Annotated in this window: 27 protein-coding genes; 3 read left to right on the top strand and 24 right to left on the bottom strand. The window is 52.4% G+C overall.

Annotated elements, in window-relative coordinates; translation table 11 throughout:
* Positions 1 to 90: 90 nt before the first annotated feature.
* The 8 genes from C5F70_RS16130 to C5F70_RS16165 form a co-directional block, all read right to left on the bottom strand.
* Complete coding sequence (locus C5F70_RS16130; protein WP_104903692.1) at positions 91 to 2,466, bottom strand: phage tail protein; 2,376 nt, start codon at positions 2,464 to 2,466, stop codon at positions 91 to 93.
* Between the two features lie 16 nt (positions 2,467 to 2,482).
* Positions 2,483 to 3,283 (bottom strand): phage BR0599 family protein, encoded by an 801-nt coding sequence (locus C5F70_RS16135; RefSeq protein ID WP_104903693.1) that lies wholly within the window; start codon positions 3,281 to 3,283, stop codon positions 2,483 to 2,485.
* Entirely contained in the window at positions 3,243 to 4,928 is a 1,686-nt protein-coding gene (locus C5F70_RS16140; protein ID WP_104903694.1) for a hypothetical protein, read from the bottom strand. The genes C5F70_RS16135 and C5F70_RS16140 overlap by 41 nt, the downstream gene beginning before the upstream one ends.
* Entirely contained in the window at positions 4,921 to 5,865 is a 945-nt protein-coding gene (locus tag C5F70_RS16145; protein ID WP_104903695.1) for a hypothetical protein, read from the bottom strand. The genes C5F70_RS16140 and C5F70_RS16145 overlap by 8 nt, the downstream gene beginning before the upstream one ends.
* Complete coding sequence (locus C5F70_RS16150) at positions 5,862 to 6,734, bottom strand: hypothetical protein (protein WP_104903696.1); 873 nt, start codon at positions 6,732 to 6,734, stop codon at positions 5,862 to 5,864. Before C5F70_RS16150 ends, C5F70_RS16145 begins: the two co-directional genes overlap by 4 nt.
* Before the next feature lie 37 nt (positions 6,735 to 6,771).
* Positions 6,772 to 9,573 (bottom strand): phage tail tape measure protein, encoded by a 2,802-nt coding sequence (locus tag C5F70_RS16155; protein WP_104903697.1) that lies wholly within the window; start codon positions 9,571 to 9,573, stop codon positions 6,772 to 6,774.
* Positions 9,574 to 9,576: 3 nt separating this feature from the next.
* Positions 9,577 to 9,783, bottom strand: coding sequence for a hypothetical protein (locus C5F70_RS16160; protein WP_104903698.1), 207 nt, complete (start codon positions 9,781 to 9,783; stop codon positions 9,577 to 9,579).
* 92 nt (positions 9,784 to 9,875) lie between these two features.
* Positions 9,876 to 10,283 carry a hypothetical protein gene (locus C5F70_RS16165; RefSeq protein ID WP_104903699.1) on the bottom strand — a complete coding sequence of 136 codons (408 nt, stop codon included), beginning with the start codon at positions 10,281 to 10,283 and terminating at the stop codon, positions 9,876 to 9,878.
* Positions 10,284 to 10,492: 209 nt separating this feature from the next.
* On the opposite strand from C5F70_RS16165, the gene C5F70_RS16170 reads away from it, so the two are divergent.
* Together C5F70_RS16170 and C5F70_RS16175 are read left to right on the top strand one after the other, a co-directional pair.
* Positions 10,493 to 10,723 (top strand): hypothetical protein, encoded by a 231-nt coding sequence (locus C5F70_RS16170; protein WP_104903700.1) that lies wholly within the window; start codon positions 10,493 to 10,495, stop codon positions 10,721 to 10,723.
* A complete protein-coding gene (locus C5F70_RS16175; RefSeq protein WP_104903701.1) occupies positions 10,716 to 11,039 on the top strand; it encodes a hypothetical protein in 324 nt (107 codons plus the stop codon). The genes C5F70_RS16170 and C5F70_RS16175 overlap by 8 nt, the downstream gene beginning before the upstream one ends.
* A 47-nt stretch (positions 11,040 to 11,086) precedes the next feature.
* On the opposite strand, the gene C5F70_RS16180 is transcribed toward C5F70_RS16175, so the two are convergent.
* From C5F70_RS16180 to C5F70_RS16260, 16 genes are all read right to left on the bottom strand, one after another.
* The gene (locus C5F70_RS16180; RefSeq protein ID WP_104903702.1) at positions 11,087 to 11,623 is read right to left on the bottom strand and encodes a hypothetical protein; all 537 of its coding nucleotides are present in this window, start codon (positions 11,621 to 11,623) and stop codon (positions 11,087 to 11,089) included.
* A gap of 83 nt (positions 11,624 to 11,706) precedes the next feature.
* Positions 11,707 to 12,459: a hypothetical protein gene (locus C5F70_RS16185; protein WP_104903703.1), complete on the bottom strand. Its 753-nt coding sequence runs from the start codon at positions 12,457 to 12,459 to the stop codon at positions 11,707 to 11,709.
* Between the two features lie 38 nt (positions 12,460 to 12,497).
* Complete coding sequence (locus tag C5F70_RS16190) at positions 12,498 to 12,938, bottom strand: hypothetical protein (RefSeq protein ID WP_104903704.1); 441 nt, start codon at positions 12,936 to 12,938, stop codon at positions 12,498 to 12,500.
* 10 nt (positions 12,939 to 12,948) lie between these two features.
* Positions 12,949 to 13,410 (bottom strand): phage virion morphogenesis protein, encoded by a 462-nt coding sequence (locus C5F70_RS16195; RefSeq protein WP_104903705.1) that lies wholly within the window; start codon positions 13,408 to 13,410, stop codon positions 12,949 to 12,951.
* Positions 13,407 to 13,769: a phage protein Gp36 family protein gene (locus C5F70_RS16200; RefSeq protein WP_104903706.1), complete on the bottom strand. Its 363-nt coding sequence runs from the start codon at positions 13,767 to 13,769 to the stop codon at positions 13,407 to 13,409. Before C5F70_RS16200 ends, C5F70_RS16195 begins: the two co-directional genes overlap by 4 nt.
* Positions 13,770 to 13,909: 140 nt before the next feature.
* Positions 13,910 to 14,857: a minor capsid protein gene (locus C5F70_RS16205; protein WP_104903707.1), complete on the bottom strand. Its 948-nt coding sequence runs from the start codon at positions 14,855 to 14,857 to the stop codon at positions 13,910 to 13,912.
* Positions 14,857 to 15,348, bottom strand: a complete 492-nt coding sequence (locus C5F70_RS16210; RefSeq protein ID WP_104903708.1) for a lysozyme — start codon at positions 15,346 to 15,348, stop codon at positions 14,857 to 14,859. The genes C5F70_RS16205 and C5F70_RS16210 overlap by 1 nt, the downstream gene beginning before the upstream one ends.
* Positions 15,348 to 15,872: a hypothetical protein gene (locus C5F70_RS16215; protein ID WP_104903709.1), complete on the bottom strand. Its 525-nt coding sequence runs from the start codon at positions 15,870 to 15,872 to the stop codon at positions 15,348 to 15,350. The genes C5F70_RS16210 and C5F70_RS16215 overlap by 1 nt, the downstream gene beginning before the upstream one ends.
* The gene (locus C5F70_RS16220) at positions 15,869 to 16,144 is read right to left on the bottom strand and encodes a hypothetical protein (RefSeq protein WP_104903710.1); all 276 of its coding nucleotides are present in this window, start codon (positions 16,142 to 16,144) and stop codon (positions 15,869 to 15,871) included. The genes C5F70_RS16215 and C5F70_RS16220 overlap by 4 nt, the downstream gene beginning before the upstream one ends.
* Before the next feature lie 137 nt (positions 16,145 to 16,281).
* A complete protein-coding gene (locus tag C5F70_RS16225; RefSeq protein ID WP_104903711.1) occupies positions 16,282 to 17,508 on the bottom strand; it encodes a hypothetical protein in 1,227 nt (408 codons plus the stop codon).
* Positions 17,509 to 17,569: 61 nt separating this feature from the next.
* The gene (locus C5F70_RS31160) at positions 17,570 to 17,956 is read right to left on the bottom strand and encodes a phage tail assembly chaperone (protein WP_256588290.1); all 387 of its coding nucleotides are present in this window, start codon (positions 17,954 to 17,956) and stop codon (positions 17,570 to 17,572) included.
* Entirely contained in the window at positions 17,953 to 19,113 is a 1,161-nt protein-coding gene (locus C5F70_RS16235; protein WP_158683863.1) for a hypothetical protein, read from the bottom strand. The genes C5F70_RS31160 and C5F70_RS16235 overlap by 4 nt, the downstream gene beginning before the upstream one ends.
* A 73-nt stretch (positions 19,114 to 19,186) precedes the next feature.
* Positions 19,187 to 19,369: a hypothetical protein gene (locus C5F70_RS16240; protein WP_104903713.1), complete on the bottom strand. Its 183-nt coding sequence runs from the start codon at positions 19,367 to 19,369 to the stop codon at positions 19,187 to 19,189.
* 615 nt (positions 19,370 to 19,984) lie between these two features.
* Positions 19,985 to 21,148, bottom strand: a complete 1,164-nt coding sequence (locus C5F70_RS16250; protein ID WP_104903715.1) for a P22 phage major capsid protein family protein — start codon at positions 21,146 to 21,148, stop codon at positions 19,985 to 19,987.
* Between the two features lie 118 nt (positions 21,149 to 21,266).
* Positions 21,267 to 22,037, bottom strand: a complete 771-nt coding sequence (locus C5F70_RS16255; RefSeq protein ID WP_104903716.1) for a hypothetical protein — start codon at positions 22,035 to 22,037, stop codon at positions 21,267 to 21,269.
* 88 nt (positions 22,038 to 22,125) lie between these two features.
* Positions 22,126 to 22,824: a hypothetical protein gene (locus tag C5F70_RS16260; protein WP_104903717.1), complete on the bottom strand. Its 699-nt coding sequence runs from the start codon at positions 22,822 to 22,824 to the stop codon at positions 22,126 to 22,128.
* Positions 22,825 to 23,341: 517 nt separating this feature from the next.
* On the opposite strand from C5F70_RS16260, the gene C5F70_RS16270 reads away from it, so the two are divergent.
* The gene (locus C5F70_RS16270) at positions 23,342 to 23,824 is read left to right on the top strand and encodes a hypothetical protein (RefSeq protein WP_104903719.1); all 483 of its coding nucleotides are present in this window, start codon (positions 23,342 to 23,344) and stop codon (positions 23,822 to 23,824) included.
* The last annotated feature ends 13 nt before the right edge of the window (positions 23,825 to 23,837 follow it).

The following is a 23,837-nucleotide window of genomic DNA, read 5'->3' on the forward strand; positions in this document are numbered from 1 at the left end:
GCGTGACGTGCAGCGACCCTTCGAAACAGTTCGTGATTGACCATGCGATCACCCAATTCAAATAATTATAGCATTTACTACTGCGACCGCTTATGTCAATACCGTCCTGGTAACGTTGATCACTATCGGCAACGAGCTGACCCCGTTGTTGTACGTGCTGATTCTGAATTCCAAGTTGTCACGTAAGACGCCGCCATTACTCGGTGCCTCGCCCTCAAACCTCCATGAATTCCCAGTGAGATTATCCACCTGGTCAACCTTCACGCCACTGGAATATACGCCAATCGACACGCTTCCCTCAAAAGCTTGATCGCGATCGTCAGTGTAGAAAACGACAGCCTGCTCAGCCCCTGACCTGTACCTCCAGGACACCTCTGCAATCCCGCTAATCTCACCACCCGCAACACCATTCACCAACACGCGAGCAGGCGGGAAAACCTGATCATTGGTGCCTTTGACGACAAATGAGCGCTCTGTTGCTTCGGGCTCTGTTTGACGGCGTGTTTGGGTTTTGACGAGCGTCTTGAGGTAGACCGCCGAGCCCGAATTGAACTGGCTGAGGGTGATGCCGTGACCCTCGCTGACTGCCCAGAGCTTGGTGCTGGCTAGGTGTGCTTTTGCGGTGCTTCCGAAGAGAGCCCGGCGTACGTTTTTGAGCTGAGCTGTTGTGCTAGTGAGGATCGTGAAGGTCTCGTAACTGAGCCATTCGCCATCGATGTAGAGGATCCCCAGGGCTTCGCGGTTTTCGTTAGTGCTGTAGTTGTCGAGCAGAGAGATGTCGCCGGAAATAATTGGGCCGGTGAGCAGGGTTGCGGGACTTTCTGGGAGTGCCTCGCTGAGCTGAAAGACGGGCGTGAATTGGTAGTCGCCTTGCTCGCTCCATGACTCGATTCCTTGCCGCGTAATGAGCTTGTAGTTCTGGCTTGCTGCAGGTTGCTCAGCGAGCACCATCAGCGTTCTTGTCAGGCCTGCGGTTTCGTTGAAAATGGCTGGGGCTTCGACGACCTGAATGCTTACTGGATCAGCTGGCTCAAACACTGGCTTTGTCCATGTGCGCTCGCCGCCATCTGCATAGACCGTGTTTTGAACGCCGAAAACGTCCTGGGTCAAAGTCAGTTTAATCAAGCTGTCGTTGAGACTTCCGACGTCGACAGACATCACTCTCATGACCAAGCCTTTAACGTCCAGCGGTGGCCAGTCAAGCGTTACTACGTCCAGCATTTCGATGTCGTACATACTTCGATTGCACTCGACGATACAGCTGGCCAGGGGCACTGACAAAGGTCTGAGTTCTCGCTGAGAGACTTTGGCAGCAAGAGCCCCGGTCGAAATGGACATGTAGTCGTAGCTCACGCCATCGCTGTCGCCCTTGTGGATCCGGAGACCCAGGTTTTGCGCAGTCGCAGTGCGCTCAGTGAAGCCATCGCTGATCGACATGTATTTGATTTTGACTTCGTTGATTGCGGTGTCTAGGGAGCCACGGTTAAAGTTGCTGATGCCCCTGATGTTGTTAGCATTCAGGGCCGGCAGATCGGCAATGATGTAGTCCTCGCGGGCCAGCTTCAGCTTCAGCTTGCCAGTTGCCGCGTCAGTGACGAGAGATCCATTGATGACCTTGAGAATGTCGTCGATGACCGCTGATGCTTGTTTTGCCGAATCGACCGCACCGCTGACACCATAGCCTTCATTGAAGAGGATCTGCGCGCAGGCCTCGATCGTTGCAAGATCAACCAGAGAGGCTGAAATCGACGCCCCGAATCGCTTGTCCATGAGGAATTCGTAGATGACATAGGCCGGATTCGCGTCGTAATCGCCGACGACTTCGATGGCCTTGTTGCCGCCTGGCGACGCTGGGTATCGGCTGCAGACAAAGGAGATCTTGGCGGGAGTTTCTGTGTTGCCGATGTAAAACTGCTCAAGAACGGCGTAACAGACCCCGCGCAATCCAGAAACTAGGTCGACACCAACCACGCGCTGCAGGTAGGCGTTCGCTTTTTGGATCAGGCTACCGTTGTAGAAGCTGACGGTGCCCTGAACTCCGCCGCCGCTCTCTTCGCCGCCAAACAGGTCAGGCTTGTTGATAGTGAAAGAACCAGAGGTCACTTGCCCCGACCAGGCTTTATCGTCGTCAAACCAAACTTCACGCAGGGTAACGTCCGGGCCATGACAGATCCCCAGCTGCACACCCATAAAGTACTTATACCCAATCGTCATCTTTTTTGACGAGAAGCCAGACTTCACTTTCTTAGTGATTTCTTTTGAACGAAGATCTCCATACCAAAGAACGTTGGCCCCGCCAAGCTTTCGAGTCCCGTACAGAACTTGAATTGGTCTCTCTGCCGCAGTCGGGAAAGTAAAATCCTCTAGCCCAGCAGGTTTGCGGTCATCTTTTACTTTGCTGCCAATGAACATCATCGCGACAGCAATAACCATCATGATGATTTGAAAAATAGCGAGAGCGCCCATGGGTTTCTTCTTATTTTTATAGGAATGGGTTTTCGTCAGGAATAGTCAGGCATCCCGAGAAGTTTTCAAAGTTATTGAAAGATTGGCAGGCTCTGGCAGAGCGATCGCAGCCTTTGGCAAGTTTGACTTGGCTACCTGCTGATAATGAGTCCATCCCGGAGATCATGGTGACGCTGTTCTCGGATGGGTTAACTTCCAGGATCATTCGATAGTCAGTTTCGTCAAATGAAACTAGGCCAGCCAAGTAATAATCAGCTTCATGATTGAGTGCTGAAAGAAAGATCTTGGCGCCGCCGTCTTCGACTTTAAGGACTGTCTGGGTTTCTTGATATTGCGTGATATCAAGAGTGCAGAGATCATCATAGAGGTGATGGTTGCACTGGCTCTGATACCCAAACCTTAGGATCTGACGACGGAGCAAGGCGCTTGCTGGGTTGCAGGTCAGCGTGGCAATGCTGTTGTTCCATGCGACAGCGCTGACTTCCCCAGCAAATACGTTGACGTACAGGTTCTTGTTGTCGCGCTGGGATCTGAAGATTTTGAGGTTTACGTGTTTAGCAGGCAGATGCGATCGGAACAGCAAGGGCACTGGGGAGTCGCCAGGCAGGTCAATGGTCAGCTGGTTTTTGTAGTCCTCTGCTGTTCTCTGGACTTTGCCGCGTTTCATTGCCAGGGGTTCATAAATAACACCATCAGTGTGAAGGTGTGATCTAGAACCGGACGTATAGGCAAAGAACTGCGAGCCAAACTCAAACAGATAGAGCTCGACAGGCTTGTTAAGTGATAGTGATCTCTCGATCGATTTCAGGGTCAACATAGATCAGCTGCTTTATTATTTTTGTGATTGAGCTGTCAGCAGGCGTATCGAAAGTGTGAGCAAACTCATCCGATTCGAAACGCCCCAGGAATAGTGGTGCTATATACTCAACATCTTCGATTTTGATATTTTCGACCGACTCTTCAAGTGTTACCACTTCAGTGTTGTCTAGGCCATCAATTGCAGATTCGACGTTTCGATATAGCACAGTTCCATTATACAACTTGAGCGCAATTGCCGGGGCAAAGGTGTTCGACTTCAGGAAGTTTTTGTAGTTAGCCTGAGCAATGGTTATCTCAAGTGTAGGAGCTTCTATATCCTTGACCAGATGCATAGCCACTAGAGGGCTTTCGATGTAGAACTCGCCCTGGGCGCCACGCTCAAGTTCAGCAAAGTCATCAAAGCGTTTTCGGGACTCTTGGTTAAAGAATCTCCAGCTGTATTGGGAATATTTCACTGAGCCTTGCACGCGATCGTAGATGTAACGTCGACCGATGGCTGGGTCTAGCGATTCCCGCAGCCGCTTGTATTGAATAGTGCAGTCTTTTGAACGGTCGGGCCTGATGTCCAGTACTCGCTTGCGATTGAAAACTGTGAAGTCATCGACAGGCTCAGGACGAAGCAGCTCCACCTCGTCGAAATCGAACGATGCCCCTGTGACTTCGACATTCATCCCGTGCGCCGTTGACGAGACATCTTCGTTGATCCATGCCTGGCTAACCGGCACCAGGCGAGCGCCGCTTCGATAGTTTTTCTTAACCAAAAAACCAAACGTCACCACACCGTCCGCAACAGACTCAACAAGGCATATCTCCCACACATCCCCATCACTCAGCATCACTCGACAGCCAGGCACCACCCAGGCGCTCAGCTCGGACACGATTGCTTTGCTATCAAACCTTGCAACAGGCTCTGCGAGCTCAGATTGCATGGGCCAGATCGGAACCAAATATTGCCCTGAGAAATTCCCGGCGAGATTGCTGAAGAGGTACTGGTCGGTGTCAGCTAGCCCGTACTGGTATGTTGCCGACAGTCGAGGTTGATCACGAAGAGAAATGCGCTGCTCGGCCCCATTCCAGGATTCAATGACTTCGGTTAGGTAGCTGTGACGAAGCTCAGGCTGCATGCTCCAGTCGATAGGGAAATTCAGAACAATGGCCATCTTCGCTGAGAGCTGGAAGCTGTATGAGCCTGCCTGACCAAAATCAAAAGAGGCTCTGTAGCTCAAGTCACCGGATGTTTGGTTAAGAAAAACTGAGTACGCTGATGAAACGAAAGAGGCCACTCGACCTGAGCGAATGCCATCCAGGTCGACCCCATCAGCTCCATATTCTGTAATCCCAGCCAACTGCAGGCTCGAACGATACGAATGCCAGATCGAGAACTCGAACGACTCTCCGCCAGTAATCAGTCCTGCATCAATCACCGGTGGCGATACGAATACATTGTCGAAAAACACGTCTCCCCACGTTCCCGAGTCAAGCCCCTGATGTACCAGATTCAGGCCAGCGTATCCAACGTATCCGTACCCACCGCGCACTCCAGATCTAGCACTCACCGGCTTTGGATCAAGCGCAAAGTCATACCCGCAGTACCTTGGTTCCGCAGCGAAAATGGTCAGGAATCCAGGCGAGATCTTAGGCATCGACTTTCACCGCGAACCCCAAGCCGAAGTATGGCTGGATACGGACAGCCGGAATTTCTTTGCCGAAAAATGGGAAGATCTTGAAGACCTGATCGCCGACCATGTAGTCCTGACCCGCAGCCATGAGGTCGCAATTCACGAAGTACAAGTCATCAAATTCAGCAAACGGAGACCAGGCACTATCGTTCAGGACGTACGTGTACACAGGCATCAACGCTGAGAGCCCATTCAGCCTGTTCGAGCTCCTAGCACTGCTGCCAATCGTGCCGACCTGCGCAGGCGACGAAGGGCTGAAGTTGGGCACGCGCACGCCATTACCAACTGACAGCCCTGAGGCAAACCCGCGAGTTCCGGAGTCCTGATACGAATACAGCCAGCCGCTGTAATCAGCCTTCGAAATCCACAGCGAAGTGACGGCACCTGAGTGATCGAAGGGCACGGCCTTACCATCGCCAGAAGCGTATTCCATCCCCGTCAGAACGCTTCCGCCAGTACCCGCAACGATGATCGGCGCATCTCCGAAAAACGCATGGCTATACCGACCGTTTTCAAATTCAGAAATCAACAGCACCCGCGCATCAGCAGTGAACAGATGGTAAGTGCCTGACGACCCGGCGCGAATGTACCGGCCATTGTTCGAATAACCAGGCTGCTGGAACCAGGATTGGGCTGCATCAAAGCCAGTGCTGATACGCATATCGATGCCTGACTTCCCATACCCGGAGCTCCAGCCAGCGCCCGTAGGATTGAAGTCGTCGAAGCTACGCAGTGCGATGTACGTTGCCCCTTTGTGCATGTGAAGACGCTTCCCAAAGCGGGTGTCAGCGATGTCCACGTAAGCATGGAGATCGATCAACCAGCCCTCGGCAAAGAGCTTTTCACGCACGATCTGCATGAGGTTCTCGGAGCCTGCAAAGGAGCCTGTCTGATATTTCATGCGAGCCTCAGAGCGAAGTATTGGGAGCCCCTAAAGATGTTCGGGACAAGGAGATATTGGTCATCGCCGATCGTGACGACTGACTCAGCCGATGCACCGACATTGCTAACTGCAAACACGCCGTCGAGGTATCCGCACCAGAGTCCGTCATCTACGCCTTCACCAGTAGCTGGGGAGCCTGAGACCACCATCGCGTTGTACAAGACATGATCCCCGGCAAGGGTCTTACCCAGGCCCGCAACACCGCCGTCAAAGGGCCACACGTAGCCCAGGTCATACCCGTAATTTGGGGTGAAGTTCAGGCTGTCACTGGAATCATTCTTCGCAACGGCTTGCCACCCTCCGCCAGGCAGGCAAACCCTCGGAGGCCTAGAAGCCCCGCCATACCAAGGGAACCCAGAGGCAGTCGAAGCAGTGGAAGACCAGGTATCAGCATCCCCCGATCCCCCAGCAAAGCACGGAAACGGATACGACTCAGTGTTCGCAAAAGGCAGCAGCAGACCTAGGTAAAAACTGTGGTAGGAATTGGAGATCCGGCACACCCCCGCTAGGCGCCTTTCCGAGACTGACAACCACACCTGAAACGCCTGGTCATGCAGCGGCACCCGAGGCAACTGATACCCACCAACCGGCGTCTTAATCGCACCAATTTGATCAGCGATCGCACGACCTGGATCAAATGACCGAAACGCCTGCAGCTCTACGTTTACGCCATCAATCAACAGCGCAACATAGCCCCCTGCCGGAACACGCAAGACCTTCGCAAAAGCAGAATTCGACTCAACAACCCACCCCTCGGCAGTGGCACTGGCAAGGAGTTTGGTCACAAAATCGGTGTGTGATGCAGCAGTGAAAGTGTAGAGAGCCATGTTTTTATTCTTCTAGGCTTTTTATTTATTATAGCACTTACATGCTCTTGATTTCGGAGCGATTTGCGCGGATGTGGTTCATAATTACTCGCTCGCCATCAGGGCCTTCAAGAGCTGAAGCAATCGACGGGGAGTCCAAGACGTTGTTGATCGTCACACGGGTTTGCTCACCACCACCTGTGCCGCTATTTCCCTTATTGATGTTGTTTCGATGCCTTGGATCTTGGGCTGTTAGCATCTCTTCGCCACGCTGAGCAATGATTGGAACTTCGTCTGGGCTAAGGCCAATCACACCGCCCGTGTGGAATCTTAGAGCTCCTGCGAACGCCAGCGGTGATACGTAGCCAGACATGCCTCCTGGGGCTCCGATCACGCCGCCACCGTGCTTTTTGCCGAACAGGCTAGCTAGGCCACCAGCTGCTGTTGAGCCACCCCCGGTTGTCATGCCCATCATGCTTTGAATCGCGTACTGAACCATGAGCTGGGCGATTACTTGCAGGATCGTGCTAATCATCGCCGAACCCATGTCAGCGAACGCCTCTTTTGCAGATTTGCTACCGGAAATGATCGAGGTGAATGCATCACCAAGGCCGGTAGACATACTCGACTGCAGATCTTTCCAGGTCTTGTCGAACGAAAAGACTTCCGACTTTGCAGCCTCCAGGCTGTCTTTGGTTCGATCGACATCCTCCTGATTACCCGTGGTTTCAGAGGCCTTCTGACCTCGTTCGCCAAGGGCATTCACTTGAGTCAGATAGTCTTTCGACGAGATCTGATTGTTCTCAAGCTTTCTCTTGAGGGCAGCGTATTGCCGGTCAATCTCATCCAACTCTGCTTTCGCTTTCTTTGCCGCGACCAGATCTGCAGCAGCCGTCGAGTCCTCACCCATGGCTTCCAAAATGCGTTTGGTGTCAGCGAAATCGCGTTCGATCTCAAGCAGATCGGCTTTGTAGTCAGAGCCGCGAATGCGCAGCAAATCGACTTCCAGCTGGTCTTTGATGGCCTGCACCTGAGCTTGAGAATCAGCCAAAGCAGAGGCACGATCAGCCTTCAGCAACGCTTCCTGGTTCGCGAGCTGCGACGTCAGGTTGACCTGCTCTTGCTTCTTAACGCTGATCTGAGCCTCAATGTCTGCGATCGCACCAAGAGCCGTACCGCGCTCACTATCTATAGTCGACTGGCCCAGGACTTTTTGCTGTGCCGAGAGCTGCGCCTGTAGCACTTTCAGGTCTTCACCGATGCTCGCTTTGCGCTGATCGCCGATCTCCCGGTTTGCTTTCAAATCGATTGCTAAGCGGGCATCAGCAACCTCGCCGGCAGTGAGTTTTTCTGCAGTTACGCGATTATCCAGGGCCTTGTTTTCGAGCTGCTGGCGGGTCTGGATCGACTCAATGGTTTTGTCGATGGCCATCTTCGCGAGATCAGCTTGGAGCTTCGCCTGGGTTGCTGCGAGGTTTGCTGCAGTTTGGGTATTTGTCAGTGAGTTTTTGGCATCGCCGCCTTTGCTAATACCAAGCTTTGCGCGTGCTGCATCCTGATCGACCAATGCCTTGTTCTGAGCCTCGATCGCCGCGCCGGCATCAAGCAGTTTGTCTGTCGCTGTTGAGATCGCACCGCTGATGCCGCCGACACCAGTGAGCGTGGCCCTGACTGCTTCCTGCCCGAGCTTGTCGAGGGTTTTCGAGGCTCCTTCTGCTTGTGCAGCGAAGTCTTTAAAAATGCCCCCGCCCAAGTCGCTGTTGACCGGCTGATTTAGGTCGGCGATCGAGCTGTTGATGTAGCTCCTGACGCTGTCCAATGAGCTCGACATAGAGCTTGCGAGGCTGCCGGGGATCTTGTTCAGCAGTGCTTGAATGCCAGGGACAAACGAGTTGCCGACCAAGCCCAGCACATCAGCAAACGCTTTGCGGTAGAACGTGACGAAGCTGCCCACGAACTTGCCGAGGTACGTCAGGATCTGATCAAAACCGAGCGCGAACACACCGGCAGTGTCAGCGGCCCCTTTTGCGATAGCGAAAAAGATCGAGTACAGCGCGTCACCAACACGCCCAAAAGCTGCGAATGCTTGGCCTGCAGCACTCACGATGCTACGAAATTGCTCGCGGCCAGAGCTGCCAAGTTCGTCAACACCGGTCTTAACATCGGTCGTGCCCTGCAGCATCATTTGAATCAGGGCGGTGAATTCTGGGGCAGCGTCAGCCACCGCTTTCTTGAAGCTGGTAGATATCGAGGTGGAAAGCTCGTTGAACGTGCGGTTGAGCTGCTCGACGTTCTTCGTATCCAAGCTGCTCAGGGTGTACCCGGCTGCCTTGGCCTGCGCCATCAGATCCTTGAACTTGCCTGATCCGTCTTCGAGTAGCGGCAGCAGGTTTCGTAGGTTGTCCGAGCCGATCTGATCGAGGAATGTAAACTGGGCACTAGAAGACATACCCTTCATAGTGTCCGAGATTTTCTGAAGCTGCTCTAGGGGGTTCAGCTTCATGAACGCTTCGCTAGACGTCTTCATGACTTGGAAAAAGTCGATGGCACCACCAGATTGAATTGAGTTCATCTCTTCAATCTTGATACGAACTTCTTCTAGCGCGTCAACAAACTGCTCAGCCCCGACTCCGCTTGTTTTGAATGCAGCGTACTGAGCAGCAGTCAAATCCTCAACGCTTACTTGCAAGCGCTTTGCTGCAACGTCAAGCTCTGTAAGCTGACCTACCGTTTCTTTAATGGCACTTGCGCCGGCAAATGCAGCAATAAGTGCGGTGATCTTGGCAGTTGCGCTACCAAGACCCTTGGACATGTCGTCGCGAGCCCGCAGGACGAGCTGAATAATTGTAGAACCTGCCATTTCTTATTCTTCTTTTTGGCTAAGTTGGTCGATTAGATTTTTGAACTCTTTGCCATCGCTCGTGGCAATAGCGATGCGGCTCATGTGGTCAGCAATGATCTTGGTCATCAGCTGATCGCGCAGACGATCTTTATGGATACCCACTAAGTGCAACAGGCGCTTAATCGAATACTGGTAAGGGTTGAGGCCAGCATGACCATTGGCTATCAACAGTTCGCAACATTCAATAAGAACAAGCGCAAACTGCTCTGGATCTTGTTCTTCGGTAGGCTTGGATTTTTTCCTCGACGCTTCGAACTGAGCTACTTTTTGAGCAGCGGTAAGATCGTCGGGAGCAGCTTTTCCAGACTTTTTTTTAGGCCATCAGGAAACGTCAGCGCAAAGACTGTCGCCAGCAACTCAAGCTGGATGGGGAAAGGTAGATTTCGAACATACTCTTCGGCACTACGCTGTTTGCAAGCACATGCAACACACGCAGCAGCAAACCCCGGAAAGCTCATCAAGATCTCTTTCGATACATCAGGGTCAGCAAGTGACTCTTTTACGTTACGCAGAAAAATAGCGCCCAGGGCGTCTTTGTAGCCATCAACAAGATAAATGAAGTCTTCGGTATTCAGCCCGAACACATCGATAGTGACTTCTGGCTTTTCTGCAGATGCTTGAGTAATAGTAATCGGGCGCGAGGGGATCACGAGATCGGAGAGTGCCATAGATTCTTCTTATTATTATGTGTGGCTTTTCTTCATTATACCTAACTCAGCCCCCCCCCGTGGGCCAAACCCAGTTTGACAACAAAGAAAATCGAGGTAGAACTATTTTCGTTGTATACCGCAATTGCTGGAGATGTCTACTGGCGCGGCATGATAGGCATCGGTAGTATTGAAGATGTAAGCAATGCACAACAAGAGAGAGATTTGAAATGAACGATATCGAATATGACCCTGAGCTGAACGCAACGAAGGATGAGATCCGCGCAGCAGTTCGGAATATTGCCTTGAACTCAGAAGCCTGTAACTTCGTCGAATTCCGGAAGGAAGTGGAGTCTATCGGCTCTGACCTCATTATTCCGCCAGAAATGGATTGGGTTGTAGAAGAGGCCCTGCAGGAATACAGGTCACTCGCTCTGGACGAGGAGAATGGCCATGTTTGATGCTCGCACTGATATCCCGCCGATGCTTACTGATTCGCAAATGATGTCGATGTCTCTTCAGGAAGTTACAGAGTACATGTGCAAGCGCAAGGTCGCACAGCGCAATGACCTCTCTTACGAGCGTGAAAGGATTGATGAGCTGGCTGAGTTCATTGAAGCCAATCTGCTGGATGAGCTTGCAGATCAGGGGTGCATTGAGGGCTTCTGCTTGAATGCCAGGGCTGGGCTTGAGAGGGAGTTCTCGAACCTGGAGGCGTTCAAGGAATCGTGGTGTACTGCAGCGGCAAGACAGATCTGGTTCAAGTACAATCACTGATTTGTACTACCTGAAAGAATAACCGGCCAACTGGGCCGGTATCCGATTTACTGGTCTGATGCGAATTGATCTTTTGGAGTGATCATCCAGGTATTAATATCTTCGCCAGGCTTGTAAGGAGCTATAAACTCCGGATTTCTACAATGCAATGTCAATATATTTATGCCTTCGCAAATCATGTTTGCAGTTTCGCGAGCTTGCAAGATCTGGCTATAGTCCATTTCGTGAACCTGCCCCGACTTATCATACTTAATCATCTTCATATGGCCACCACCAACCATAGCTAAGACCCCATGGGCGATATGGTTTCTTTTATCAAGCAAGCTCTTAATTTGTTTGCACATATTTATTATTCTTGATACTGCGGGGGATGGTGGTAGCTCCTCCGCTAGCGTACCTATAACCTTGACACGCTCGTCTGTTGTCTTTTTATTCCAATTATTCGGTAGGCTTATCGGGAGTTCTTGGCCAGTGAGAACCCCATAAACAAATATCAGCTGAAAATCGATTTCATTAACAGAGTAAATCACCCAGCCCATGCTCATAGCCCAATGGTGTCTATCTGCGTGTGGAACCACTTGCATTCCATGTCCTTATGCACTGAATATTTGAAGGCATCCTAACAAAAAAAACCGGTCAGTGACCGGCCTTTCTGGAATGCAGGTGGTTATGCATACTCTTCTTTGAACAGCTTCGACAGACCGCTGCCGCTCACGGCTTTGGACGCAAGCAGAGTGCCTTTGATTTCCTGTTCGCCGTAGTCGCTGGTGATGAGCTGACGCTGGGCTGCGGGGGACAGAGAGACTTTGTGATACGTGACCTTCACTTCGCGATCGTCTTCGGCAAGGTTGAACCCATCGAAAACAATTTGGACGTTGATGCCGCTGTTCACAAGGCCTTCGAGGCGAGTGGTGGCCTTGCTAGCATACGTGACCTCGATCACTGCGCCGTCCTCGAAACCAGAGTCTGCGTCGAACTCAATGGAGCCACCGGAGACACGATAAAGCCCGGCATCCAGTGGCTCGCCGCCAACGGTAATGGTGGTCACAGATGCGATCACGCCAGGGACGACGACACTCTTGCCCAGGTAGGCTTTGCCAGTCCAGACCTTCGACGCTACGGCGGCGTCTTTGGTCAGCGATCCAAATAGCGCCAGACGCATCAATTCAGAATTAAAATCCTTGGCGTTAATTGTGAGCTCGCCAGTGTTCTTGATGACCTTGCTCTTCGCAGTCGACAGAGTGCCAAAAGTGGTGTCCTGCATCTCGACTTTATCAGACGTCAGGGCCAATACAGCCGATGACGAGTGCGCGACAGCAGTGAAGCCACCAGTAGGCTCGTCGTTATCATCGAGCACGGAAATAAGGATTGCGCCATTGCCGATCCAGCCGATGCTAGTGTCTTTTACGTTTACAGACATGTAATCACCTTTGTTCTTATTTTTTTGGTGTTGGTAGATTAATCGAACGCTACATAATGCGTCCATGCAAGTTGCCAGGCGCTAAAATTGTTGTTTGACGCCTTGAATCCAGACAGAAGCTCTTCGAATGACTGGATTTTTGGTAAGTTTGGGTTGCTACTGGTTACGCCACGATACTTCTTCAGTACCTTTGAAATCTCAACACCCAAACTCATTGCACGACGGGAAATACCCTTTGTGTCCTGATCAGCCCTAGAGATAATGAACGCACCAAAGATGGCATCACAGTACATTTTTGGAGTGTCAGCAACAATGGGGCCGCCACCACAAGCCAGGAGCACATAACACTGATCGCCCTGCAGTGAAATATTCTTCAAGGTTTCGTCTGCTAGTTTGCCAGAAAAAAGATCCACCTTCGGTTTTGATGGCAAATTCTCAATGAGGGTTTTGTAGGCTTCTAGGGTTTCTGTGATTGCCATGTTTTTCTTCTTATTTTATCACAGGCGGAGTAGTAGCCAGGGCGTTTTCGAGATTTTGCAAGAGGATATTTTGATATTCGGCGAGCCAGGCTTTTGGAAGTCCGGTTTTGTCTGGAAGGTACCGTCTTTGTTTAACAGTGATGCCGTATTGGTGATTATCGGCATATATCAAGTTGCTTGCAAGTTCTAGGTTGGTGCCGCGCACGTTGTGTTTGATACTGTTGCGGAGTCGCCCTGAATCGAGGAGCGGCTGGCCTTGGCGGTGGTGAATAGGCGCCCATGGATTGCCGTAGGGATCTACTCCGCGCTGGAAACAGGTTTTGACTCGTGCAATCCAGCGGACTCCAATCTGATTGAGGCCTTTTTTCACGTAAGGGTTTGCGGGGCCGAGGTGCCTGACCTTGCTTACGAGCTCTTGTAGGGCCCGTGTGTCGACCTCCAGGGTGATGGGCTGGCTGGCTGCGGTAATCATGACCGGATCAGCCGAACGTTATGAAACCCTGATTTGCGGCTTTCCTGAGTTGCTGTGCGGATGCGGTTGCGGCCAGTGCCCAAGCCTTCGAACCATCGCCTGGCGTCTTCAAACCTGAGGCGCTGCTCGTCCGTGGGGTTCTCGTTCCACAGGTAATACCTGGCGATGTCCAAAACGAAGCCTCTGATGTCTTCGATCGCTTCGACGTCGGTGAGTGGGGCATCAAGGCCGGCAGACCGAACGTAGCTATCTGCGAGCCGGGAGGCCTTCTCGATGGCGCGGATGATCCTAGCTTCGCCTTCGCTGGGTAGCTGGTCATTCGGGAATTCTGAGGTGTAATCAAGGTAGGTTGCGTACACAGTTTTTCTTAACCAAAGTTATCTGGGGCTTATGGGCTCCTAACCTGGCCTCTTTACCCTCAACGGTACCTTCTCTTTTTAAATAGAAGAGAGGGGGTTGAGGGTGGAAGTAGGATTCTTTTGGTTAAGAGAAACGCTTTTTATGACAGTGACATGCCTTTCATTTCACTCAAAGGAATGACGTGATGGGAGTCCTGATCAACGAAACCATCAAGCGGCATACCCTTTTTCCACATCCTGAATCGAGTGGGGCCGAGGATCTTCATCTGATCGTCTTCATCCAGACCCTTTAAGAAATCGTCGAAGGTACCTGGTACTGGCTCATCATCCAGATCAAACATTGCGATCATCGTAGTGCGACAGCCAGGGTGAAATGGAGGCACCTTTCTCTTGGGATCTGAAACTTTGAATTTCTTGCCGTTCAGCGAAGCGCAAATCAGTGTGGTTCGAGTATCCAAAACGGAGCTCAGTTGGTACTGCTTAACCCCTGCCTCCTGAAACCCGATAATGTCCGCATTCGCAGTGACATGGGCCGCCGCCGTCCGCACCAGGATCTCAACATTCCTGCGACTGGCAGTGAACGGGTTCACAGGATCACTGACAATGGCATCGACGATCTTGCTCACCGGCAGCCCGTTAACCACCCCCAATCTAACAGCCCGCTTGACCGCATTCTGTGTAGCCAAGCTCTGCTCGCTGACCCATTCCTTCAAAAGTTTGCCATCAAAGGGATCGGACTCGATGAACGATCGAATGAAGTCCTCGCTTGTCTGCGCACCACCGATGTCGACTTCGAAAGCCTCTTCGTTCCAGTCAGCCTGGGATTTGTACAGGTCGGTCAACTCATCAACGAGATCCACTTCCATGGCGCTGTACTGATCACTTATCGCTCGATCGATTGTCTTGAGCTTTGCCTTTAGCCTGTAGGCACTGAGAATGCCGCCAGGCTTCACGTCGGCCCGTAGTTCCTCGGCAACCTGCGCCCGCAACTGGTACAGCTGAGCTACGGCCCCCCTGGCAATGCGCGTGTACTGCCCGCGAAGCTGGATCTGGCGTCCAATGATCTTTTTGGCTGAGACCTTTTTCATCAGGCCGTCCAGAGCGCAGCTTCAGCCTTGCGGCGTTTGACAAGCCCAGGCAGCCGCACACCCTTGGCATAAACCCATCTCATCAGCTGCGCTGGCACCGAAGCAAAGTCACCTCGATTGATCACCTTGCGAATCGTCGAGATCTCAAAATTCCCGGCGCCGCAGTTAAAGACAAAGTCGATCAGGGCGGCTATTTGATTAGCATTGAGTTTGACTTTTACCATCCTCATCACCGCCCCTGCAGCCTTCATTAGGTCAGCCCTAAGCAGCGCCTCAGCCTGGGCAACTGAGATCGCCGGAAACTGATGCAGAGGCGCCCATGCTGTCCGCGACAGGAGGTGGCCATAACCAATGGTGGGCAAGCCGACTGGGTCGTAATATGGCTCGATCAACGCGGTGGAGCGATCAGGATCGTGCAGCCCATCAAACTCCGGACGGCTCACAAGCCTGGCCGCGATCTCAACGGCTTGTTCCAGCAGAGAGCCAGTCATTACTTAGCCTTCGTGTGACGCTGAAGGATTCGACCGCCAAACCAAAATGCCATGATCGCGGCCAACATCGCTTCGTCAAATTCAGTCCACGAGCTCTTCAGCGCATCAAACCCAGTTAGGCCTGCAGCCTCAATCGCGTGAAATACGGCAACTTTGTACGACATGTAGAAAGCCACCATCGCATACGTGATCAATGGCCGACACATGCGGATCACGAAGTCCACATGCACGCCCACCAGTGCCACATAAGCTTTGACCCAGTTTGGCAATGTCCCACCACCAACAGAGCTGATCAGCTTATCGGCATATGACTCTTCGGGCTTATGAACGGCAACAGCTTCAGCAATGTCAGCCCTGGCATTGATCTCCTCAAGCCTCCACATGTGCTCAGATGAGGCTGACTCCATACGCAGCTTCATCAACTCAATTTCTTGAGTGTGATCCTGCTTAGCCTGGAACATGTCGAAAAGTTTGGGAACAAACGGCCCCAGGAATCCAAAGATTGCAGATACTATTGCGATCATTTCGACACCCCCTTAACAATCAGGGCATCGATCCGCACGCTGATCTTGTCGAGTTTGTCTTCAATGCGCTTACTGTCTTCCTTGCGCTCAATCTGATAAGTCTGGATTTGAGCCGAGACGATATCGACACGCTGATCAAGCAGTTCGATTTTCTTGTCTAACCCTGAATATGCCCATACACCGCTAACTACTAGGGATAGAAGTGGAATTAGGGCGTAAAGGGAAATGACGAGGCTGCTGGCGTTGGTTGGCGCCGGAGGAGTTGCTGACATGGTTATTCTTCTTATTGTTGTCAGTAAGGGCTCTATGGCCTTTAACTCATTGTAACATGTGCCATCTTGCAAGTGTGGGCATCAGAAACGAAAAAGCCACACACCGCTGGGCATGTGGCTTTACTTCCAGCAATGCCTTACTGCGTATTACAACGAGTAACCGCGCCAAAGTTGTAGCAGTTGGTCTGATAAGTAGGCTTGATTCCGAAATTAGGCGTTACGGGATTTAGATATGTGTTTTGCTGCAGACGCTGGTTGTTCTGCTGAATCGTATTATTCAGGTTGTTTAAGCTGTTTGTGAGCGTCTGGTTATTGATTGCTTCGGTCTGGTTGTTGATCGCCTGGATCTGCGCGGCCTGGACTGCCATTTGCCTTTGGCTCTCCACAGACCTTTCGAATCTTGCATTCCGGTCACTACTGAGTGCCATCATTCGACCGTAAATAGCTGTAACATCACCCTGTTCCTGGCAAATATCTCTGTAGTGCGCAGGCTCTTCAAAACTGCTTTTCGGAGCGGCACAGAACTTTTGCTTGTATGCCTCGACCTTTCTGTAAGATTCATTGGCATTCTGCTCTGCAGCAGCCAGCTTCGCTGTAATCTCAGCCCCGAGGTTATTCAGGAAGGCAATGTATGAGCCTGGAAGCTTGGCAGGCACGATTCCCTGCGGCTCAACCTTTTTATGTTCTACAACGCCATTCCGATACGTGACAATCCCATATCCGTAAAACTGACCAGCTTTCTTGATGCCACTGATTGAAAGCACCTGGCTAGCGGGATTAGTTTGCGTTTGAACTCCAATGGCATAGCCACTCGCGTAGAGTTTCCCGTACGAAATTTCGCCGCTAGCTACAGAGAAGTTCTTAAAATAGACATCACCACCAGACTGGATAGTCAAAATCTGATTATAGTTCTCACCTGTAGTTGCATTACCTATTTTGCCGACACCCGACATACCCTTCTCGGGGTCACCGTATCCGAAGGATTGAGAGGTGTAGTTACTCACTGAGTGGTAAGTGGGTTTATTCTGCCCGCCTGGGTATGTCGAGATCCACGATCCAGTGTCAACATCTCGAATCAAGAACTCCCTGCCAAGCCCGTATGCGTACCCGTCTTTACAGTTACCGTCCCAGTAAGCCTTCTCAATGACGGCAACTTCTGAAGCATTGCCCTCAAAGTAGATCTTGCACGACTCTTTTTTGTTTGCAGGCTGCAACCATTCGATCCGTTTCGCAGGTTCAGGACTGCCTGGCCCCTGGAGATTTGCTATGACCTGGTTGGCTTCCTCGGGAGACACTGACTTTAGGTTCGAGCAACCGGAGGCCATCAGCGCGGCAAGTGGAATCGCGAAATATTTGCTTTTCATACGTCTCTGCTGGCATGCAAAAAATTAGCGCGATGATAGCAGTTTCGTATCAGACGGACACTCAGGCCCAGGGCTTTTGCGGCCAAACAACTGCCTGAGGATCGGCAGCAAGCGTGATGTCCCGTAGGGCCTGCCTGTACTCAGCAATTGCCCGAATCCGTTCCTGGTCGGGATCTGCCTGGGCGATGCGGGCTTCGTCGTAGACAATGTTCAGCGCGTGATCAGCGCACACCAGAAGCTCATCCCGACGCGTGCGAATCATGTCCCAAGCTGCGGCCTTGTCGGTCTCCCAGATCAGCTCGCCATCGACGACTCGCGGTACCAAGCCGGTGTTGAGCTGTTCGAGGTAGTCGGTGAGTTCTGGGATATCGAGGCTTGGCAGGCTCGGCAGGCTGGAATCAGTGAGCGCGGTCACGTAGCCAGTAGCGGCGTTGTATGTGATTTTCATGTCTTGATATACGCCTTGAGCCCCGAGACTCCACTGTTAATTTTAGGAGTTCTGAAGACCACGTTAGAAGTGAAATTCATTGCGTTGTTCTGCATCGAGCCAGACTGCCCATTCACCGATCCCGCCGTGCCCACGTTACCCGCAACGATAAGTTCACCCACCGTGTGGTCGTAGTCGACAGCGCGATATCCAGTCATCTCAGGCACGTTTTCCCAGCTGCTGCCGCCGTCGAAACTCATCACTGGCCTGGCACCGTTTATACCGTTGAGGACGACGAAGGAGGCCCCGTAGGTCAGGCCGCTGTAGTAACTGGCTGGCATCACGACTTTCACGCTCGTATCGTCTTCAGCATTGAGCCTAAATTCCAGGTTGCCGGTTCCGTACAACAGGTAGTTCGACTTGCCGCCCACCAGGCGCACATAAGCACCGGCAACAACCAGAGATGGGCTCACGGCATTGGCAGTAACTGTGAGCTTGTGCAGCCCCTGAGTCCCAGCAGCAACCCCAGCGAAGTACACATTACCGTTCTCGGACTGACATACGATCGGGGTCACTGATCCTTGCGCATCAAGAGCCCCGATCTGCACGCCGAGGCTCACCGAAGTCGTGTCGTATCGCACAGCAATCACAGCGGTAGAGGTCTTGATAAACACAACGTCGACCGAGGCATTGAGAGACACAACCCCAACAACATCAGTAAGCCCAGCAGCTGTCCAGACGATCGATGCCAAACCTTCCTTGCTTACTGCGTACACGGACTCAGCCCCAGAGGCCTTGCGCTCCTTAAAGTACAGGGCCTTCTCGGACTTCAGAAACACAGCATTAGCCTGGCCGCTCTGGGCGATCGAGGAGCTCAGGACGTTGTCGACGTAGATTCTGTTCTGCCCGGCCTCACCAGCTACTTTGACCCGACCCAGTTGGGCGATGCCATACACGTTGGCCGTACCGAACCTGGTGCCGCTGTTTGCGTTGACACTGATCGGCGTTGTCCCGAAAGCCCCGATGTTCAGCTTGCCCGCTAGCACCGGGAAATCAGCCGTTGGCCTCAACTTCCCATCGCATTCAAGGGCATCGCTGTACGACCCGTTTGGCCGCAAAATCACATCACCAACCTGCAGGCCTTCGCCGGTAGTGATTAGGCCCGCAAACTCGCTCAAGGTCAGTGCCTGAGAGCTCCCTGGCTTGTGTACGTGCATGCGCATGCTTGGGTCGCCAGACCAGCTTGGCAAGTCACTGATTGTCTTCTTCGAACTCATAAAATAGCTGCTCTAAATCGTCTGTGTGCTCACCCGTGTAGCTGCCTGCTGTCATTTCAAACAGCACTGCATCAACGACAGGGGCTTCGAATAAGTGGGCTTGCTTCGGCGCCAGTCGCAGACCTAAGAGCGCTGCAGGGCCGATGTTTTTGATCATTTGACTGCGTGCACCCAGCAGCTCGCGGTCTCTTCGCCATCCATCAGCCGCACCTGGAGCACGGCGCCACGATCAACGGCAATGAACGACCCACCACGGGCATCGATAGGAGATGAGTCAGTGCTAACAGCGCCGCCAACGCAGACGTGGATCAGCGATTTGCAAAACAGATACGCAGCTTCCGACTCACAAGGCGCAGACACGAGCACGTCAACCCCAGAAAGCTCTTTCCGACCCAGCAACTCAGCCGGAGCAACGATTGGCAACGGCTCTCTCTCGCGGGTCTGGGCAGTGAACAACCCTGGACGCTTAGTCATCCGCAGCAACCTCGACAGCAAGCTTGCGACCCCGACGCTTCGGCTTTTCAGCAACGGGCTCAGGTTCACCAGGAGTAGATTCGACAGTGCCGCCGACGTACAGATACCCCAGGCCAAGCCAGTGCGCTTCTGCTCGCGATCCAGCGTCCACAAACACCCTGTGATCACCCAGCTGCAGTGCATTTACCGATACTTCGGGCTTCATTTTTGTTCTCAAATGCTCGTGTTCCACGTGGAACATATCATGGCGATTAGTTGTTAATGGTAAGAAAAAGGGCCCCGGAGGGCCCAGCCTCTGTCAGTGTCCGCCGAGGCGCAGGGCGCGTTCTGGGCTGACGGTCTTGAGGCCGCACAGTGTTTCAAATTTCCACTGAGTGGATTCTGTGCGAGGCTCGTACCAACGAAGCATCCGGAGCGAGATCCCGGTGCGTGGGTCAGTCATCTGCGCGATGTTCACGCCAGCAGCGTCTTCAGGCACTTCCAGGTTGCGGAAGGCGATCAGGAACGCGGATTTGGTGAAGGCTAGGTCGATCGGGTGATCGCCGAGGACGCTGACAGCAGAACCCGAGGCGATTGCTTCAAGAACTGCTGGGTAGACTGGAACAGCAGCGCCAGTGGTGTCGGCGGTGACTACGAAAGTCTGGTGGCTGCCAGCAACCGAGATCACGTCGCCCTTCAGGAAAGTCGCTCCGTTTACGCCGGCCAGGGCGAGCGTGGTGGAGCCAGCGACAGCCTGAGCAGACAGGGTCATGCCAGCGTTAGCAGCAGCGGAGCCAGCGATGTGATATGGAGCTTGAACGTCTGAGTACAGATCAAACCCATACTTACGACCGATCAGGCCCTGGCTGACCACGTTCGCGTCGCCGCTCTCGTTAATCTTGCTGAACTCCAGCAGCAGGTCTGCTTCGGTGTCCGATGTCAGAACGATGCTGCGACCGTTCAGGATTTTGCGGTTCTGCATTTCCTTCCGAGCGCCGATCAGATCGGACTTGTCGCGGCCAGCGGTCGAAGCCGGGTTGCCCGAGATGTACGGGATGTCCTTGTACAGCGCGAACAGGTTTTTGTTGACGGTACGACCAATTGCGTCAACAGCAGCGGCAGCAGCAGACGGCAGAGTCAGCGAGTTCGCATGCGCCAGGAACTCAGCGTCTTTCATCGCGAACTGCTTGTAAAGGTGACGATCAAGTTTCACGTCCACTTTGCCGGCAGTGATGTCTTCAGACTGCGAGCCAGCCGAATCGGTTGGATGGTCTTCAGCATCCGAGAATTCGATGGGCTTTGCGATTCGGATCGTATCACCGTGATTTTTTGCCTCATCGGCTGTATCGACACTGACAAGATGGGGCATCGTCAGCTGGCCGTAGAGTCGATCGATGGCCAAGGGCAGAATCACCTCGGTCATTAGTGCTTCAGTGTCATTGCCGTGGCGAACAAGGGCCAGGAGCGGGAGCATTGCAGTCATTACTTCACCTGTTTTTATTGTTTTTTTTGGTGATGGATAAGGAGTTTTAACACGGCATCAGCCCACAAGGCGTGATGGTTCCGGCACAACCGGAGGGGCCCGAAAGCCCCGAAGTAGATCAGTTGATGACGATCTCGCCTGAGGCTCTTTTTGCGAGCAAGGCTTTCTTTTCTTCTGCGCTTGCCGCGATCAGGGTGCGTTGCCATTCTGCTGTGCTGATGGCTTTTCCAGCTCCTGTGACGCCTCTGGAGCCGGAACCTGGCATTTGCTTAAAGTAATGCGGTTTCGTGGCCGTTAGCCCGGAAATCCACTCGTCAGGGGTTAGAGGCCTGCCATTTTTCCCGATCGCTACGTTGCCGCTTGGGTCACGAGCCACGAGCTCGCCTGCGTCATTGAGCTGCCATGTGTTGCCTGCAACCGACATCAGGTCATCAAGAGCCGAAGGATGGAAAAACTCGTTCTTGAGCGCCACCTGGCCAATGCTTTGCTTGATCTGGAACTGCTTGAGCTTGAGTCTTTCGCCGTCAACAGCTTTGCGTAGATCTTCTTTCTCAGCCTGTTCAGCTGCCAGCTTCTCTTGCCATGTTGCACTGTTGGCATTGATTCGCTTGTCGAGCAAAGTCTGGAGATCAAGCTTGCCAGCCTTCATTGCTTCCAAGTCATCTTTTTCTTGGATGCCAGACTCAAAGGCCTTCATGCGCTCAGCCAGAGTTTTCTTCTCGTTAAGAAGATCAGCGTTTTTGCTCTTGAGTGGGGTGACTTCCTTCTCTACATGAGCTTTTAAGAAGTCTAGGAAAGCAGGGTTTTCCTGCAAGGCATTGAAGTCGAGTGGTGGTACTTCGTCTTCACCGAATCGAATGAGGCTTACGAGCTTGCTTGCTTGAAACATTAGTCCCCCCAAGGGATTTTGTTTTCTTATTGGTATATCTCATTATATCAATGCCAAACACACAAAGGGGGACAAATGCAAATATTTTTCATGCTTTTTTACGCGCATGGAATTGCTTAAGAAACTGTTGCTCAGATGGCTTAAGTAGGTTGAGTGCATTATAGAAATACTGGCTAGGTACGAAGCGCCCGGTCTGTGCTCTATATAGAACGTTGTGAACAAAACCGGTGTCCAGCATCAGCCTCATGATCTCCAATGCCACCAATTCTTCATTGCCCTGGCTATTAAACGGGACAACTTCATCCAACGCCTCAAATGCCTGGTACAACTCCATGGCCGTCAACTTCCGCTCCGGCTTTCGCCCCGCTGGTAGCTTGTGCAGGTAAAACCGAACCAGCAACATGCCAACGTTAAACTGCGAATTCATCAATGCAGAGGGAATTTGCTCAACGATCAGCTCGTCTTGGTGTTCAGCGAGCTGGTTAAGCAGGCACCGCACAAGCTCGTAATCCCCGGAAATCGGAGCCCCCCGCTGAGTCCCCAGCAGCACCGCTACAGGCCCGATCATCGTCGACAGCTCCAGCAGCATCTCCCGATAACCATCGTCCAGCGGCTTGCTTTTGCCATCAAAGCCCTGGGCCTGCAGGTGATCGGCGATGTCTGCCAGGAGCTGAACTGTCCCCGCTTGCAGCTCGTGCTTGTCCAGATGATGGCGGATGCCTTGGAGCCCTGCCAAGTTGCGGGCTCTGAAGTGTTGAAACACCAGGTCGGCTGCTGGATCACGCATGTCAGTCCTCATTGATCTGGGCTAGAACCTCCCATGTGAGAGCGTCTAGCGTACGGTCGTCAAAAGCATCGACGCGGAACTCATATGTCGTATGCCGATATTTGAAGCGTCCTGATGTGAGCAGGTAACGGGTCATGGCCTTAAAAATCTGCCAGCACCCGTGATCTCCCAGCTCAGCTTCTATGCCCCAGTCGCGAAGGGCCTTCCCACGTTCTCGCCTGAAAAACCCTGAGGCGCCTGGGTAGAAATTCTTGGCTTTGTCGTACCCCCCGCACAGATAGGTTGCGCACAGATGCCGAGTGGACTCGTCGCATACCACCACGGGCTCGACCAAAAATTTTGAGGTCATAAGGGGTCACTCTTTATTATTGTTTTTATGCTTCATTATTACTCATGAGCTGACTAGCAGTCAATATCATGGCAGTTACTAATAGCTTAGATCGGCTACGATATGACCACCGGAGGCGTGTAAACTGGCGCCACGCCATCAGAGCTCACAAGGGTAAAAGGATTTTTGATGATAAAAGTACAGATCGCAGCGCTGGTGTTCGCAACGCTGCCAGCAAGCGCGTTCGCTGAGTCCATTTTCTTGAACTGCCAACAGATTTCTGGGTCAAGTTTCAATATCCCAGATGCCTACAAAGTAGCGCCCAAGAACCCGCGAGAGCAGTTCATTCAAGATGCGCTTGAGCAAGGAATTATCGGCTTGTTTGTCGAGCCACCAAAGACCTGGGAAGTAAATCTCACGGATAAGACGATCATCTCCCCGGAAGAAAGCCACAAAGTATTTTCAGTCACATCAGATTCTGGCAACAAAATCGAAGGGGCCTATCAGACCGGGACATTTATTTCCATTAATAGAATCAGTGGTGTAATGGACTACAGTTTGCCCATCAAAGAGACTGCTAGAAAAACATGGCATGCAGCTCACGGGGGAAACATACCACCAGTGCTCTCTTACAAACTCAACTGCCAGGCCCAAGTCAAGCCGGCTATCTGATCAACGCCTCAAG

This window comes from Pseudomonas sp. LH1G9, from assembly GCF_002949975.1.
Taxonomy (GTDB): domain Bacteria; phylum Pseudomonadota; class Gammaproteobacteria; order Pseudomonadales; family Pseudomonadaceae; genus Aquipseudomonas; species Aquipseudomonas veronii.

What these genes read in the sequence shown, in the direction of transcription:
- C5F70_RS16190 (WP_104903704.1), bottom strand. Translation starts at nt 12,938, where the DNA reads ATGGCAATCACAGAAACCCTAGAAGCCTACAAAACCCTCATTGAGAAT.
- C5F70_RS16135 (WP_104903693.1), bottom strand. Translation starts at nt 3,283, where the DNA reads ATGTTGACCCTGAAATCGATCGAGAGATCACTATCACTTAACAAGCCT.
- C5F70_RS16175 (WP_104903701.1), top strand. Translation starts at nt 10,716, where the DNA reads ATGTTTGATGCTCGCACTGATATCCCGCCGATGCTTACTGATTCGCAA.
- C5F70_RS16155 (WP_104903697.1), bottom strand. Translation starts at nt 9,573, where the DNA reads ATGGCAGGTTCTACAATTATTCAGCTCGTCCTGCGGGCTCGCGACGAC.
- C5F70_RS16250 (WP_104903715.1), bottom strand. Translation starts at nt 21,148, where the DNA reads ATGACTGCAATGCTCCCGCTCCTGGCCCTTGTTCGCCACGGCAATGAC.
- C5F70_RS16255 (WP_104903716.1), bottom strand. Translation starts at nt 22,037, where the DNA reads ATGTTTCAAGCAAGCAAGCTCGTAAGCCTCATTCGATTCGGTGAAGAC.
- C5F70_RS16260 (WP_104903717.1), bottom strand. Translation starts at nt 22,824, where the DNA reads ATGCGTGATCCAGCAGCCGACCTGGTGTTTCAACACTTCAGAGCCCGC.
- C5F70_RS16165 (WP_104903699.1), bottom strand. Translation starts at nt 10,283, where the DNA reads ATGGCACTCTCCGATCTCGTGATCCCCTCGCGCCCGATTACTATTACT.
- C5F70_RS16210 (WP_104903708.1), bottom strand. Translation starts at nt 15,348, where the DNA reads ATGACTGGCTCTCTGCTGGAACAAGCCGTTGAGATCGCGGCCAGGCTT.
- C5F70_RS16220 (WP_104903710.1), bottom strand. Translation starts at nt 16,144, where the DNA reads ATGTCAGCAACTCCTCCGGCGCCAACCAACGCCAGCAGCCTCGTCATT.
- C5F70_RS16195 (WP_104903705.1), bottom strand. Translation starts at nt 13,410, where the DNA reads ATGATTACCGCAGCCAGCCAGCCCATCACCCTGGAGGTCGACACACGG.
- C5F70_RS16240 (WP_104903713.1), bottom strand. Translation starts at nt 19,369, where the DNA reads ATGATCAAAAACATCGGCCCTGCAGCGCTCTTAGGTCTGCGACTGGCG.
- C5F70_RS16205 (WP_104903707.1), bottom strand. Translation starts at nt 14,857, where the DNA reads ATGAAAAAGGTCTCAGCCAAAAAGATCATTGGACGCCAGATCCAGCTT.
- C5F70_RS16130 (WP_104903692.1), bottom strand. Translation starts at nt 2,466, where the DNA reads ATGGGCGCTCTCGCTATTTTTCAAATCATCATGATGGTTATTGCTGTC.
- C5F70_RS16150 (WP_104903696.1), bottom strand. Translation starts at nt 6,734, where the DNA reads ATGGCTCTCTACACTTTCACTGCTGCATCACACACCGATTTTGTGACC.
- C5F70_RS16225 (WP_104903711.1), bottom strand. Translation starts at nt 17,508, where the DNA reads ATGAAAAGCAAATATTTCGCGATTCCACTTGCCGCGCTGATGGCCTCC.
- C5F70_RS16180 (WP_104903702.1), bottom strand. Translation starts at nt 11,623, where the DNA reads ATGCAAGTGGTTCCACACGCAGATAGACACCATTGGGCTATGAGCATG.
- C5F70_RS31160 (WP_256588290.1), bottom strand. Translation starts at nt 17,956, where the DNA reads ATGAAAATCACATACAACGCCGCTACTGGCTACGTGACCGCGCTCACT.
- C5F70_RS16145 (WP_104903695.1), bottom strand. Translation starts at nt 5,865, where the DNA reads ATGAAATATCAGACAGGCTCCTTTGCAGGCTCCGAGAACCTCATGCAG.
- C5F70_RS16270 (WP_104903719.1), top strand. Translation starts at nt 23,342, where the DNA reads ATGATAAAAGTACAGATCGCAGCGCTGGTGTTCGCAACGCTGCCAGCA.
- C5F70_RS16140 (WP_104903694.1), bottom strand. Translation starts at nt 4,928, where the DNA reads ATGCCTAAGATCTCGCCTGGATTCCTGACCATTTTCGCTGCGGAACCA.
- C5F70_RS16170 (WP_104903700.1), top strand. Translation starts at nt 10,493, where the DNA reads ATGAACGATATCGAATATGACCCTGAGCTGAACGCAACGAAGGATGAG.
- C5F70_RS16185 (WP_104903703.1), bottom strand. Translation starts at nt 12,459, where the DNA reads ATGTCTGTAAACGTAAAAGACACTAGCATCGGCTGGATCGGCAATGGC.
- C5F70_RS16215 (WP_104903709.1), bottom strand. Translation starts at nt 15,872, where the DNA reads ATGATCGCAATAGTATCTGCAATCTTTGGATTCCTGGGGCCGTTTGTT.